This window comes from Nonlabens sp. YIK11 (genome assembly GCF_001413925.1).
Taxonomy (GTDB): domain Bacteria; phylum Bacteroidota; class Bacteroidia; order Flavobacteriales; family Flavobacteriaceae; genus Nonlabens.
In genome coordinates this window covers 2,294,268-2,308,036 of record NZ_LBMJ01000001.1, presented here as the reverse complement: position 1 = coordinate 2,308,036, position 13,769 = coordinate 2,294,268, and the positions used below count along the sequence as shown (strand labels likewise).

Sequence of the window (13,769 nt, the reverse complement as noted above, 5' to 3'; positions counted from 1 at the left end):
TATATGAAATGTAACTCTAGTTTTAGTGGAGACCACCAGATGGATGTGGTGCTAAGTTTTGATAGATTAATCAATGCTTATGCCTCTCGCGTTGAAACCGAAAAAAACGGTTTTAAGAAGCTTTACTATTCTGCCTTGTTACAGGCCATCTCTAAGAATGGCTTTCCTAATGCCGATATTACCGAAGAAAATCTAGATGATTATTCTGAACCTATCGATCTAATTCTTTCAGAGCTTTTTCCTAAAAGTCTGACCAGTAATGAGATCAAAGCGGCTACCATACCATTCTCATCAGTGCTGTTCAATTGTACCGATCGATTGACAAAGATTTTTGAGAATGCTGGCGAGAATTACACATTTGACTTTTTAGAAGAAGAGACCTTTGATAGGTTTCGATTGGCTTGCGGCTTGGTTCTCAATAAGTGTTATGATATGAAATTAGATATTGGGAAACTGCTTCATGCAGAAATTCCTGATGCTAATGGTAACATAAGAACTTATAGAATTACCTACAACGCAGATTTCATAGACGTTTTTAGCAACAGCAAATCCGAACAGCTGACCGAGGACGAAATCAATGAATTACTAAGGTTTCCAGACGATGAAGAACGATGGAGAAAAGCCTTCCCACAAGGAGCATATCAATTCAAGGGTTTTGGAATTATATCTTTTACTGATGTCACAGTCGATGCCGCGATATCTGAATTAAAAACCATACTGCTCAATCAGCCAGGCTCAAAGCTTGCAGACAAGGAGAATTTTGTCAACATCTTTAAAAAGATGTTTAATATGGATAAAATCTACGCAGGATTCACCAGTTTTGACCATTATGACAGCACTTTTGAGCAAATGCATTTTTCTGACGCGCCCAGTTATATTTTAGGGCAAAGTCATTCAAAGCTTTCGCAAAATGCTATTTGTAGGGATGCCTACAAGCATTTGGTCCAGCTGCATAAACCACTTATAATTCCTGATGTAGAAGACTATCACAGCAAACAGGAAGTTACCTTCATGACCGGCAACTTGCTGGAAGCTGGAATTAAGAGTGCCGTTTTGTATCCTGTGACTAAGCACGATAAGCTTTTGGGAGTTCTTGAGCTAGGTAGTGATATTACCTTTGGACTTAACAGCTTCAATACGATTAAGATTGAAAACATCATTGATTATATCAAAGCAGCTGTCATACGTGGTGAAGAAGAAGATGAAAATAGGGTAAAGGCCATTATTCAAACAGAATGTACGTCTATACATCCTAGCGTGCAATGGAAATTTGAGCGTGAAGCCAGACGTATCTTAAAATCTAAAATCAACGGCAAGGAAGAAACCTTCAAGGACATCGGTTTTGAGGATGTTTTTCCGTTGTACGGGCAAATTGATATTGTTGGTAGTAGTGATTCCAGAAATCATGCTATCAAGGAAGATCTCTGTTACCAGTTGGATGAAGTCTGTAGTATTATCGCTTCCGCGAAAGCGTACGAACCACTGCCTATCTATGATCAAATAGGCTTTAGAGTTCAAGACTACAAAGAAACACTTGAAGGTCAGGCGATCGATGCCAATTCTGAACGAGGAATCATCAAACTATTGACTGATGAAATCAATCCTGTAATGGATCACATCAAAACCATTTCTGACGATTTGAAAGATCGTGTTGATTCCTACCAAGAGAAGTTGGATCCATTGAGTGGTGTGATTTACGAGAATCGTAATAACTACGATAACACGGTACAGACGATCAATCATGCCCTATCTAGGTATATTGATAAGAAACAAAATGAAGCGCAAGGTATCTATTCACACTTTTTTGAAAGATTCAAAACCGATGGTGTGGAACACAATATTTACATAGGTGGTAGCATCAATGAAGAGGCAGAATTCAATGTAGTTTACCTGTACAACCTAAGATTGTGGCAGTTGCAAACTATGATTGAAATGGAAGATAAATTCTATTCCATTCAGGAAAATCTTCCTTCACAGCTAGATGCCGCATCCATGATTCTGGTGTTTGACAATACTTTAAGCATACGCTACCGCATTGATGAAAAACGATTTGATGTAGATGGAACCTACAACGCTCGGTATGAAGTCATCAAGAAACGCATTGATAAGGCGCACATCAAAGGCACCGATGAGCGTATCACCCAAAAAGGAAAGATCTCTATAATCTATACCAATAATGAGAACCGTCGTGAATACATGCGGTACATCAACTATCTCCAACACAAAAAGTATTTAGGTGACGAGGTAGAACATCTGGAATTAGAAGATGTACAAGGTGTCATAGGCCTTAAAGCGATTAGGGTAAATGTTCTTTACGGTTTCAAAGCGTCTGAAAACAGAATGACTTATGACGATTTGATTGATGAATTATCTCTTAAGCAAGTAGAGAGCGAATAGAGTAATCAGTCTCTTACCTTTATAAAAAGTAAAAGCCACCATTTTTATAAATGGTGGCTTTTTTTGATATCATGTTTTGAATATTACCCTGGAACTATTTCTGCTACTACAGGATATTCATAGGTAGTAAACGCGATCACAAAGGCAATCACTGACGCAATGATACCTATCATGAATATGGTATACGTCCATCTTAATAGACTGTATTTACGGTTGAGTACGACACCTAGCAGCCATAAATCCTTTAGAAGACTTTGATAGACTTCTTCCTTATCATCCAGTAGATTCATCAATGCTTTTTGATATCTCTGGAAAGGCACCTTATGAAAATTACCAAAAAATAGTAGGTTAACCTCACGCTTTTCTACCTGCTCATCGGTAAACTCACCACTGGTGACGTTTGGCCTTGTAGATAAAATGGAAAGAATGATACTGGCCACAGAGAATAAAATTAAGATCAATGTAGGATACAGTAAATGACGGTTGCTCACTTGATCCAGTTTAGGAATCAAGTTAGCCAGTGCTAGTGAGATGATAATAGCATTTACAGACAACAGAATGTTTGCCTTAGTATCTGCAATGTCACTAAGTTTGATGTGGTTTCTTAAAGTAGTTCGAAAGAGCGTTTGAATTGCACGTTCAGGGCTTTGGTTCTTGAGGTCTACCTTAAGTTTCTCCTTGTTGTATTTGGCAGCTTTCTTCTTTTTCTTTTTGAAAAGCTTCATCAAGTTTTCGTTCTTCTTGACGTTCCAGTTTTTTACGGCATACTCGCTGTAATAGCGGTGCTTTTCAGTAAAAACCAGAATATTTTCCTTGCGCCATTCCTTATTAGACATTTCTTTACCACGCAGTTCCAACTCTTTTTTGAGCAATTCGCTGGTTTCAAAGTAATAGTCCTTGGCAAAATGTGAAGAGTCTGCATCACGCAATATTTCTTCTAGCTTACCTGTGGGTTGGTCATTGAACTTAGTAGCTCTTATTAGCTTTTGCACCAGTTTAATGGTGTCCTTATCAACGTTTTGATCTGTGAGGAATTCTTCAGCTATTTTTGCGCTTGCTTCCTCATGTCCATCGGCACCAAGAATGTAGCCCGTGTCGTGCAGCCATGCGGCCAGTAATAAGGCCTCTTTCTCTTTAACATCTATTTCAGAGTTGTCGATAATTTCGTGTGTACTTTTAACAACCCGTTTAGTATGTGTATAGTTGTGATACACATAAATATCATCTAATTTCTCCTTGAAAAGGTGCAACACAAAATCGTCGGCTGCGTTAAGTAATTCAGTCATATTAAGGTTTGAGAATTAAAATTACCACGAATTGATAACTTATGCTTAAAAATAACATTCTTTTATTAATCGCAATCTGCACTCTTGCGGGTTGTGCAAGTTATCAAGCACAGTATAAGGAAGAAGAATTAGAGCAATATCCATCAGGACAAGCGGTAGAAAAGAGCTTTTACTTAATAGGTGATGTAGGCTACTCGCCTTTAGGTGGTAAGAGTGATGGATTGTTGTCGTTAGAAAGTTATCTAGAAGGCAAAAACACTCAAGAAGATTTGCTCATTTTTTTAGGTGATAATATTTATCCCACAGGAATGCCCGCTGAAGATGATGAATTCAGGCCAACAGCAGAAAATCATCTAGATGCGCAAATAGACGTCGCTAAAAGCTTTGGTGGGAAATCCATCTTTATTCCTGGAAATCATGACTATTATAATGAGAACCTTGTCAATGTAGAACGAGAAAAGGAATACATAGAAAAGGCCATGGATGATAAAGATATCTGGCAGCCTAGCGTTGGATGTCCCATAGAAAGTCGCGAGATCACACCAGATATACAGTTAATCATTCTCGATAGCCAGTGGTACCTGGCAAAATGGGATGAGATCCCAACTATCAACGACGACTGTGATCAGATTAAAACCAGAGATCAATTCTTTCTTGCACTGGAAGATGAGTTCAAAAGGAACCAAGACAAAACCATTCTGGTAAGCCTGCACCATCCACTGTTTACCAACGGTGTTCATGGTGGACAGTATGCTGCTATCAAGCACCTTTTTCCAACACAAGGCAGATTACCTATTCCTGTACTGGGATCGCTGGTAAGCTTGATCAGAACCAGTGGTGGCGTGAGTGCGCAGGACAAGCAAAACAAAAGATATCAGGAAATGGCAGACCGTTTAAGCAAGCTTGCCATTGCCTCAAAAGCACCTCGCATCATATTTTCCAGCGGTCACGAACACACCTTGCAATACATTGAAAATTCTGGTGTGAGGCAGATTGTTTCAGGATCTGGTGCTAAGCAAGGTTATGCCACCTTAAGTAATGATGGGCTATTTGCTTATGGCGGTAAAGGCTTTGCCCGCATGGACGTGATGGAAGATGGTAGTTCGTGGGTTCAATATTATGGCTGGGATGGACAGGCTCACAAATTACTGTATACTAAAAAGGTGATTGAGCAACCTAAATCTTTCAATGTGGACTCGTTGCCAGATCGTTTTCCCGCTTTCGCGAAAGCGAACATATACGAAGATGAAAAAACAGACAAATCTGAAGTTTTCAAAGGATTATGGGGCAAAAAGTACCGAGAACTCTATGGCACAGAGATCAATGCCAAAGTTGGGATCCTAGACACTCTCAAAGGAGGTTTAAAAATTCTGAGAGCCAGCGGTAGCATAGAAACCAGATCCTTAAGATTGCAAGATCCCAGCGGTAGGGAATATGTGTTGCGCGCCTTGAAGAAAAGCTCTGTTCAGTTTTTGCAAAAAACCGTTTTCAATGATACAGATGTTTCGGTTGGGTTTGATAATACGGGTGCCGAGGATTTGCTATACGACTTTTACACAGCAGCACATCCATATGGAGCACTAGTCATTCCAGATCTCGCTGCTGCAGTGGATATTTTTCATACCAATCCAGAGATTTATTATATCCCTAAACAAAAAGCGTTAGGGCAGTACAATAATAATTTTGGCGATGAATTGTACATGCTGGTGGAACGACCAGAAGAAAATTATAACGAATTGGCGAGCTTTGGCAGGCCTAACGATATTAAAAGTACCGAGGATCTTTTTGAAAGGTTGCGTCGCGATGAAAAGTATAAGGTGGACGAGGCATCTTTCATTCGCGCCCGCATGTTTGACATGTTGATAGGTGATTGGGATAGAGGCAAGGATCAATGGCGATGGGCAGAATTTGAAAATCCCGATGGCACGGTAACCTATAAACCAATACCAAGAGATAGAGATCAGGTATTTTCCAACTTTGACGGTGCTGTTTTTGCCACCTTGAGAACTTTAGTGGGCATCACCAATCAGTTTGCTACCTACGAGGACGATTTAAGTAACGTGAAATGGTTCAATACTTCTGCCACCTATCTAGATAGAAACCTAGCTCAAGAGGCCAACCTTGAGGCATGGAAAGAACAGGCGAGATACATTCAAGAGAACCTTTCAGATGAGACTATTGAGCAAGCCTTCCAAAACCTACCGGCAGAAATTTATCCAGACGAGAGTACACAGACGATTATTGAAAGCATGAAAGCACGTCGCGATAATCTTGTAGATATTGCGGCTCGTTATTACAATGTCATTTCAAAACTGGCGATAGTCACCGGTACTGATAAAGATGATATCATAGAAATAGAACGCGTTTCAAAAGGTGTTACCAAAGTAACGGTCTATAGGAACAAAGGTGGTGAGAAAGCAGATGTTGTTTTTCAAAGAACCTTTGATCGTTCTGAAACCAAGGAAATCTGGATTTATGGATTGGATGATGACGATATTATTCACGCCACTGGTAATCCCAACAATCCTATAAAGGTAAGAGTCATCGGCGGCCAGAATAACGATATATACGATATTGAAAGCGGCAGAGCCATCACGGTTCATGACCATAAAACAAAGGAAAACACCTTTGTTGAGATGGAAGATGCCGTGAAGAGATTGACGAACAGTTACGAGATCAATACCTACGATCCCAAAAAGGCAATACAGGCCTCCAATATTCTGACGCCAGCCATAGGTTTTAATCCAGATGATGGTTTGCGACTGGCGGTTCAAAACGTCTATACCGTTGATGGATTTAATCGCAATCCGCATACAAGAGTACATAAACTGACTGCCGGATACTTTTTTGGAACTGAAGGTTATACCATTGCTTATGAAGGAGAATTTGCTGGAGTTTTTGGTGAAATGAATCTCTTGCTTTCTGGAAAATGGAATGGTCCTACGTTTACTGAAAACTTTTTTGGTTTTGGAAATGAAACCAATAATCCAGATGACGACTTAACGTACGATTTCAATCGTGTGCGATTGAGTACCTACAGTGCTGGCGCAGGAGCGATTTATCGCGGTGAATATGGTTCTAACTTGAGAGTGAACCTGACTGTAGAAGGGAATCAAATTCTGGAAGATCGTGGTAGGTTTATTACTCAGTTTCCAGGTTCACAAACAGATCCCGAATTCTTTGATAGAAAATGGTTTGGAGATGTCAATATCACTTATAACTACACCTCTTTTGATAATAACTTGAATCCTACTCGTGGGATGATCTTTGAGATCAACAACGGTTTGGTGGGTAATTTCCAGCAGATAGATGACACCTTTTATTACTTCAAACCTAAAATGGGCTTTTACAATGCTTTGACCAGAGACCGTAAACTAGTGCTTCGATCCTTGGCTCAATCTCACATCATCGTAGGTAATGATTACGAATTTTATCAAAGCGCGCAGTTAGGTCAAATGACAGGCTTGAGAGGTTACCGTACCCAGCGATTCTCTGGACAACGATCTTTTGTCACTTCAGGAGACATACGCTATAGTTTTAATGAATTTAAGTCTGGATTTGTACCCTTACAAATAGGAGTCTTTGTGGGTGGTGATGTAGGTCGTGTTTGGTTGAGTGGTGATTTTAGTGAAAGATGGCACAACGATTATGGCGGTGGTATTTGGGTGAATTCTGCAGAGGCAATAGGAGCTACATTCAACCTCTTTCACGGCGATGATGGTTTAAGATTTAGTTTCCAAGTAGGATTTAATTTCTAACAATTTCTGACTATAAATAACAAACTTGATGGATGTTGATTTCCATCAGGTTTTCTATTTTTGATCAAAAGAATAACTAATGCTAAATCCCAGAACCGGAATCGTTTTGATCGCTTTAGGCAGCGTGATTGTTATCATCGGAATTCTATTTTACTTTTTGGAAATATTCGGAGCCACAGGAATGATCCTTTTAGGCGTCTTGGTAGAAATAGTTGGTGGGATCAGTTTTCTCAAGACTCGTAAGAAATATAAGAAATAAGCTACCAGTAAAAATGGGCCATAAAAAAACCGTCCCAAACAAGTTAGAACGGTTTTTTATCAAAAACGTTTTATTAGACCGCTTTGTGAATGTCTCCAGTCTTCATTCTCCATGCATCTAACATCCAGCTGGTAGTTTCCAGTTCACGTATGTAGGCACCAATTAAATCAATAGTACCTTCATCTTCCGCTTCTCCTGCAACTTCCACTACTTTGGACATTTGCTTCAATAACAATCCATGATCATCGATTAATGCATTGACCATTTCAACATCCTTAAGTTCAGATTTTGCTTCTTTAATACTTGACATTTTTAAGTAGTCACTATAGTTAGAAGTAGGCTGAAATCTAAGTGTCAATATACGCTCTGCGATCTCATCTATTTTGAGAATGGCATCGTCGTACATTTCTTCAAATTTCACATGCAAATCAAAGAAGTTATGTCCTAAAATATTCCAGTGAAAATTTCTTAGTTTTTGGTAATACAAATGATAGTCGGCTAATAAGATGTTCAATTCTTTTGAAGTATTATTAGCTTTCTCGGCATTAAAATTTAGGTAACTCATTTTTTGGTTTTTTCTTTTTCTTTTTTGTTGATGGTTGTAGAGTCCAGATCAAAATCTTTTGGCTTTGAACGGTCTCCCATTTCTCCTAGTGGCTTATCACTCTTAGTTCTTTCAAATTTGCGTTCCATAATGTTTTGTTTTTACTAAAGATAAACCGCAACGTGCTCATCTTTAAAAACATCATGTTAAATCGTGCTTAAGGAGTTGGTAAAGCCGCCACCACAAAGAAGCTCTCAAAATCTCCACCAGGCCACTGCATCCATATCATGGGAGCAAATCCACGCTCTAGGCTTTGGCGCACTTCTGGCAATAATTGCTCATGAGTAAATGCCACCTGCAAGGACTGTGGTCGCATTTTCCATTGCTTTTTTTCAGGTAGAAAATAGAGGTTGGAGGTTATCGCTTTCGCGAAAGCGAACTCATCCATATAATATCCCTTGATGCATCTTTTATTGAGGTATTTAAATTCATGCCGCCACATTTCTCGTGGGATATAAACGTGCGCAAGGAAGCAAACCTGCTGCTTGATTTGGGTCACATCTATGTTCAATGATTGGAGCAGTTCAAGGGTTTCAGGTAATTGTAAAATAGGTAGTTGCCTGTTTTTAAGATGGTCAAACTTCTTAATGAAATAATCGCGCCTATTGGGTCCAACATAACTGGAGAGCTCCTGGTTTTGATCGTGGCTCAAGTAAGCGGATTTATAATTTTTGCCCAGCTCAAAAATGTAGAATTTGTACACCAACTCGACATGAAACACCTGCTGCGTACTTTTGTGTTTCAAGATGTAATCAATCTCGCCTAGGGTACGATTGCCTCTAAACACCTGTACGTTGGATGCGAGAACTTCATAGTTGGAGCTTTGCCTCGCGCAGAATTCAAAAAAGTATTCCGCTCGTTTACCCAATACGGTGCCATGAGGAATCGACGGCAATTCTAGAATATCTTCCTCATCGCTCAAATGGCTAAAATCAAAATTGGATAAAGGAAATTGCTGAATACCACCTAGCGTTCCCTGCCAGAAAGTGGACGTCTGGTAGAAAGCCTTGAACCTGTCATAGTCCGTATTCAAAATGGCGATGTGCTTTTGAGATAAGCTCTTGAAGATGGGCCTAAATTGAATAAAAGGTCCAGTCCTGATAACGGCTGCAGGAAACCATGCTTTTCTTGAAATACCTGCATGTAGGGTTTGATTTCAAGATCTGATCTCTTTTTAGCAGTGATCAGGTAGGTGGCAAGCTCATCACTTTGGTAGTCGTCCGTAAAGTTTAAATCGGTAGCTAGATTGAGCTGTGACAAGAGCCACTGCATGGTTTTAATATTCCATTCCATAAGTTTCTCTGGAATGTCCTGATACAACTCCATTAAGTCATCCTCATAATATTCGTAATAAGGACTGCTTTTATAGGCGCTGGTGATGCTTTTGAGATGGTTGGATGCCCAAGGCTGTGATAGGTCTATAAGAACATCTTTGTACAGCGTGGAGTTTTGCTTGCCATCGTGAACGATAGGAATGTTGAGCGTGAGCGGTCCATTGGCGGCTGCAATGTAACAACGGCTGCGATAGGTCTGCTTCACATAACTATCGTTAGCATCTACAACAAGTTGACCGCAGTGATAAATATGTACTAAGGATTCTACATCCACAAAGTAGCTAGGATGTATGATAAGCGACATATCTATTTTTTTGCTTTGCGGTTTTTCATGATTTTACGCACCACAAAATAGATGATCAAAAGCACAACAAAATACACGAAATAGGAGGTAGGCTGACCTGTGCCATTCACGGTGGTAAACAAGCGATCCCAACGCACCATATCGGTCAAACTTTTGCTCCAGTCAATACTCATCCAGACAAATACTGGTTTTCCTACCACGTGTGATTCTGGAACATAACCCCAAATGCGACTATCTTCACTATTGTGACGGTTGTCACCCATAAGCCAGTAATAGTTTTGCAGGAAGGTATATTCCGTTAGTGGTTTTCCGTTGAGGTAGACATCGTTTCCGCGTAGATTGATGGTATTGGAGATTTCCATTTCAGAGCCCTCGTAAACTTCAATGATCCTACGGTAATAGTCAATATTTTTATAGGTAATAGGTGTGGTCATTCCTTTAGCAGGAATGAGAAACGGCTTTATATTATCATAACTATTACCTACCATACCATCATAAGGGAAATAACGCTGTGAGAATGCATCTGAAAAGATGGTCTGCTCGACCTCAACAATGTTCCCGGTAGCTTCAAGTTTTTCTATCGCCTCATCAGTAGCTGCCTTGATGGATAACGCAGGTGTATTGGTACCAGTTAATTGACCTTGCTGGAAACCATCTGTGATACCAAATTCATTCATTTGTTCCTCAGTGTACTGAGCACCTTTAGTTTTTAATAGGAAGGAATGCTGCAATTTGGCTCGTTCTGGTAGTACGAGTGGTTCGCCATTAATGTGCACCTTACCTTCAATCATGGAAAGCGTATCTCCAGGAATACCAACACAGCGCTTGACGTAATTCGATTTCTTATCGATAGGTTTATAGTGGTATTTCCCATCATTATATGGGAATGCATTGACCGTATCCACTGGCCAGTTGAACACCACAATATCGTTGCGCTTCACGTCACTAACGCCTGGTAGACGCAAGTAAGGAAGTTGCGGTCTATCCAAATAACTCTTGACACTTAATACTGGAATCGTATCATGAACCATAGGAGCAGCCACAGGTGTCATGGGAAACCTAGGACCGTAATGAAATTTTGATACAAAAAGGAAGTCGCCGGTGAGTAAGGTTTTCTCAAGTGATGGCGTTGGAATGATAAAAGGCTGCATTACATACGTATGCACAATAGTAGCTGCAACCACCGCAAACAAAATAGAACTGGTCCACTCGCCGGCGGCAGTTCTGGGTTTTAGGGAGCGTTCTTTAATGTGTTCTAACGGCTGCGTGTAATTTACGTAATACAAATAAAGTCCTAGGGTTAGAACGACTAGCGCAGTGTCTTTAGCTTTGTTATAGCCAAAAGACCTCAAGGTCTCCACCCAAATCACCACAAACATGATTAAATTAACGACTGGTAAAAACAACAAAATCGTCCACCATATGGGACGATTAATAATTTTCATCAATACAACCGAGTTATACACAGGAACAAAGGCTTCCCAAGCTTGTCTGCCTGCGGCTTTATAAAATTTCCACGTACCTGCGCCGTGGACAATCTGTAATATGATAAATAGGATGATCCAACCTGTCCAACTCATTCTGTAATCTTTATTGTATTCGTTTCCCTGAAGTATTAGTTATAAAAGTAACGTCATCGTTACAATCCCAACACATCCTTCATGGTAAAGCTTCCTTTTTTGTCTAACAGCCATTCTGCCGCGATGACAGCACCTAATGCAAAACCATCACGGCTGTGTGCTGTGTGTTTGATTTCAATTTGATCTACGTCGCTATTCCAAGAAACCAAATGAGTTCCTTTAACATCATGCTCGCGCAATGCCTCAATGCCAATAGAATCTTTTTCGTTTTCCTTTCCCAGGTGCCAATCTGTAAAATGGGTGTTTTCCATAATGCCTTCCGCAAGGGTAATGGCGGTACCGCTAGGAGCGTCTGCTTTTTCTGTATGGTGTATCTCTTGAACGGCCAATTGATAGTCCTCAAAGGGCTCCATCAAAGCAGCCAATCTCTTGTTGAGCTCAAAGAATAAATTCACGCCCAAACTAAAATTAGAAGCGTGCACCAGAGCCGCATTTTGGTCAGAAACTAGTTCATAGATTTCTTCTATGCTGCTATTCCAACCCGTTGTACCACAAATAATTGGAATCTGTTTATTAATGCAATACTTCAGGTTGTCCAGTGCGCTTTCTGGTGCGGTAAACTCGATGACCACATCGCTCTTTTCTAGATCGTTTTTAGAATCATCTTTATTGATTCTTGCTACAATTTCGTGGCCTCGCTCTTGAGCAATACGCTCGATGACCTTTCCCATTTTGCCGTAGCCTAGTAGTCCGATTTTCATGATTTAAAATGTATAGGATAAAGCAAAACCATAACTGGTTCCAGATGCCGATTGATTGTAATCTAGATAAGGTTTGAAAGATAAATCGCGATCCACATCAAATTGACTTAAGTGACCATCCACATTAGCGTCTATGATTTGAATGGCATAAAATGCAGCAGCGATGAGCAAACTCAATTCTTTGTTGCGCTGTGAGACGCGTTGTGCGCGTTCCAGACCAGCGTTGGTCACAATGGGTTCGCCGTTTTCATTTGAAAATTCATCATCAGTACCACCAGCGAGTCGTATTTGAAAAGCGGTGCGTAACCGTTGATACTCCTTATCGTTAGCGATATACGCCAAAACAGGAATACCTATTCCTGCATAGGCCAAAGGTATTTTCCAGTATTTGCCGTTGTAAGCCTGTCCCAATCCTGGTAGTACAGCACTGTAAAAAGCGGCCTTAGATGGACGGTTAGCATCATATAAATAAGCGGAATAATCTGGCTGTATCAAGCTGTCAGTAACCGCATTGACTTGAATGGGATCACCGGTACGTTGCCCAAAACACCAGCAAGACGCCATCAAAAAAAGATATGGAAGCAGCTTAGCCATTTATCATTTTAGTAATGCGCTCCAGGTCTTCTTTGGATTCAAATGCTATGGTCAGTTTTCCTTTTCCGCTGGAACTTGTGGTAGCGGTCACCTTTGTATTCAAGGCGTCGCTCAATTCTTTTATCGATGATTCCACATGTGCAGGCAAGGATTTTGATTTGTTCTGCTTTCGCGAAAGCGGACTTCCCTTAGACTGTTTAACAAGTGCTTCAGTATCTCGCACGGATAAATTATCACTCAATATTTTTTGATAAATATCCAGCTGATCTTCAAGGTTTTCAATAGTGATCAAGGCACGACCATGACCCATGGAAATAAAGTTGTCACGCATACCTGTCTGGATGATTGGATCTAACTTTAACAATCTCAAATAATTGGCTATCGCGCTACGGCTCTTGCCCACACGCTCACTCATCTGTTCTTGAGTCAAGTCAATTTCTTCAATCAATCGCTGGTAAGAAAGGGCAATCTCGATAGGATCCAGATCCTGTCGCTGGATGTTTTCTACCAGTGCCATTTCCAGGGATTCCTGATCGTTAGCAATGCGTACGTAAGCTGGAATGGTTTTTAATCCCAATAATTTTGACGCACGACAACGACGTTCTCCAGAAACCAATTCAAACTTGCCAAATCCCTTTTTGCGAACGGTAATAGGCTGTATCACACCCAATTCCTTGATGGAAGAGGCCAGCTCACGCAGGTTCTCTTCATTGAAACTGGTACGCGGCTGGAATGGATTCATGTCGATATCTTCCAGCGGCAGGTCAATCACGTTGCCCACGATCTTGTCGGCATTCTTGTCCTGTGCGGTATTGATATCGTTGGATGGATCCTTTAATAAGGCTGATAATCCACGACCCAAAGCTTGTTTCTTAGTTGCTTTTGCCATGTG

Annotated in this window: 12 protein-coding genes; 3 read left to right on the top strand and 9 right to left on the bottom strand. The window is 40.5% G+C overall.

Annotated features, from left to right (window positions below; genetic code table 11):
* Positions 1-3: 3 nt before the first annotated feature.
* The gene (locus AAU57_RS10360) at positions 4-2,397 is read left to right on the top strand and encodes a GAF domain-containing protein (protein ID WP_231717802.1); all 2,394 of its coding nucleotides are present in this window, start codon (positions 4-6) and stop codon (positions 2,395-2,397) included.
* 83 nt (positions 2,398-2,480) lie between these two features.
* Here the strand turns inward: AAU57_RS10360 and AAU57_RS10355 are convergent, their stop codons facing one another.
* The gene (locus AAU57_RS10355) at positions 2,481-3,683 is read right to left on the bottom strand and encodes a Pycsar system effector family protein (protein ID WP_055412844.1); all 1,203 of its coding nucleotides are present in this window, start codon (positions 3,681-3,683) and stop codon (positions 2,481-2,483) included.
* A 41-nt stretch (positions 3,684-3,724) separates the two neighbouring features.
* On the opposite strand from AAU57_RS10355, the gene AAU57_RS10350 reads away from it, so the two are divergent.
* Entirely contained in the window at positions 3,725-7,441 is a 3,717-nt protein-coding gene (locus tag AAU57_RS10350) for a metallophosphoesterase (RefSeq protein WP_055412843.1), read from the top strand.
* Between the two features lie 79 nt (positions 7,442-7,520).
* Positions 7,521-7,700: a hypothetical protein gene (locus tag AAU57_RS10345; protein ID WP_055412842.1), complete on the top strand. Its 180-nt coding sequence runs from the start codon at positions 7,521-7,523 to the stop codon at positions 7,698-7,700.
* 73 nt (positions 7,701-7,773) lie between these two features.
* On the opposite strand, the gene AAU57_RS10340 is transcribed toward AAU57_RS10345, so the two are convergent.
* From AAU57_RS10340 to AAU57_RS10310, 8 genes are all read right to left on the bottom strand, one after another.
* The gene (locus tag AAU57_RS10340) at positions 7,774-8,265 is read right to left on the bottom strand and encodes a Dps family protein (RefSeq protein WP_055412841.1); all 492 of its coding nucleotides are present in this window, start codon (positions 8,263-8,265) and stop codon (positions 7,774-7,776) included.
* A complete protein-coding gene (locus AAU57_RS15310) occupies positions 8,262-8,393 on the bottom strand; it encodes a hypothetical protein (RefSeq protein WP_262491937.1) in 132 nt (43 codons plus the stop codon). Before AAU57_RS15310 ends, AAU57_RS10340 begins: the two co-directional genes overlap by 4 nt.
* Before the next feature lie 68 nt (positions 8,394-8,461).
* Entirely contained in the window at positions 8,462-9,337 is an 876-nt protein-coding gene (locus AAU57_RS10335) for a DUF1853 family protein (protein ID WP_055412840.1), read from the bottom strand.
* Positions 9,334-9,942, bottom strand: a complete 609-nt coding sequence (locus AAU57_RS10330; protein WP_055412839.1) for a WbqC family protein — start codon at positions 9,940-9,942, stop codon at positions 9,334-9,336. The genes AAU57_RS10335 and AAU57_RS10330 overlap by 4 nt, the downstream gene beginning before the upstream one ends.
* Before the next feature lie 2 nt (positions 9,943-9,944).
* Positions 9,945-11,522, bottom strand: coding sequence for a signal peptidase I (lepB, locus tag AAU57_RS10325; protein ID WP_055412838.1), 1,578 nt, complete (start codon positions 11,520-11,522; stop codon positions 9,945-9,947).
* 59 nt (positions 11,523-11,581) lie between these two features.
* On the bottom strand, positions 11,582-12,283 hold the full coding sequence (dapB, locus tag AAU57_RS10320; protein ID WP_055412837.1) for a 4-hydroxy-tetrahydrodipicolinate reductase: 702 nt from the start codon (positions 12,281-12,283) through the stop codon (positions 11,582-11,584).
* A 3-nt stretch (positions 12,284-12,286) separates the two neighbouring features.
* Positions 12,287-12,877 carry a DUF5683 domain-containing protein gene (locus tag AAU57_RS10315; RefSeq protein ID WP_197275404.1) on the bottom strand — a complete coding sequence of 197 codons (591 nt, stop codon included), beginning with the start codon at positions 12,875-12,877 and terminating at the stop codon, positions 12,287-12,289.
* Positions 12,870-13,766, bottom strand: coding sequence for a ParB/RepB/Spo0J family partition protein (locus tag AAU57_RS10310; protein ID WP_055412836.1), 897 nt, complete (start codon positions 13,764-13,766; stop codon positions 12,870-12,872). Before AAU57_RS10310 ends, AAU57_RS10315 begins: the two co-directional genes overlap by 8 nt.
* Positions 13,767-13,769: the final 3 nt, after the last annotated feature.

Excerpts from the sequence above, each read along its gene's own strand:
- AAU57_RS10315 (WP_197275404.1), bottom strand. The coding sequence starts at position 12,877 with ATGGCTAAGCTGCTTCCATATCTTTTTTTGATGGCGTCTTGCTGGTGT.
- AAU57_RS10330 (WP_055412839.1), bottom strand. The coding sequence starts at position 9,942 with ATGTCGCTTATCATACATCCTAGCTACTTTGTGGATGTAGAATCCTTA.
- AAU57_RS10350 (WP_055412843.1), top strand. The coding sequence starts at position 3,725 with ATGCTTAAAAATAACATTCTTTTATTAATCGCAATCTGCACTCTTGCG.
- dapB (WP_055412837.1), bottom strand. The coding sequence starts at position 12,283 with ATGAAAATCGGACTACTAGGCTACGGCAAAATGGGAAAGGTCATCGAG.
- AAU57_RS10340 (WP_055412841.1), bottom strand. The coding sequence starts at position 8,265 with ATGAGTTACCTAAATTTTAATGCCGAGAAAGCTAATAATACTTCAAAA.
- AAU57_RS10345 (WP_055412842.1), top strand. The coding sequence starts at position 7,521 with ATGCTAAATCCCAGAACCGGAATCGTTTTGATCGCTTTAGGCAGCGTG.
- AAU57_RS10355 (WP_055412844.1), bottom strand. The coding sequence starts at position 3,683 with ATGACTGAATTACTTAACGCAGCCGACGATTTTGTGTTGCACCTTTTC.
- AAU57_RS10310 (WP_055412836.1), bottom strand. The coding sequence starts at position 13,766 with ATGGCAAAAGCAACTAAGAAACAAGCTTTGGGTCGTGGATTATCAGCC.
- lepB (WP_055412838.1), bottom strand. The coding sequence starts at position 11,522 with ATGAGTTGGACAGGTTGGATCATCCTATTTATCATATTACAGATTGTC.
- AAU57_RS15310 (WP_262491937.1), bottom strand. The coding sequence starts at position 8,393 with ATGGAACGCAAATTTGAAAGAACTAAGAGTGATAAGCCACTAGGAGAA.
- AAU57_RS10360 (WP_231717802.1), top strand. The coding sequence starts at position 4 with ATGAAATGTAACTCTAGTTTTAGTGGAGACCACCAGATGGATGTGGTG.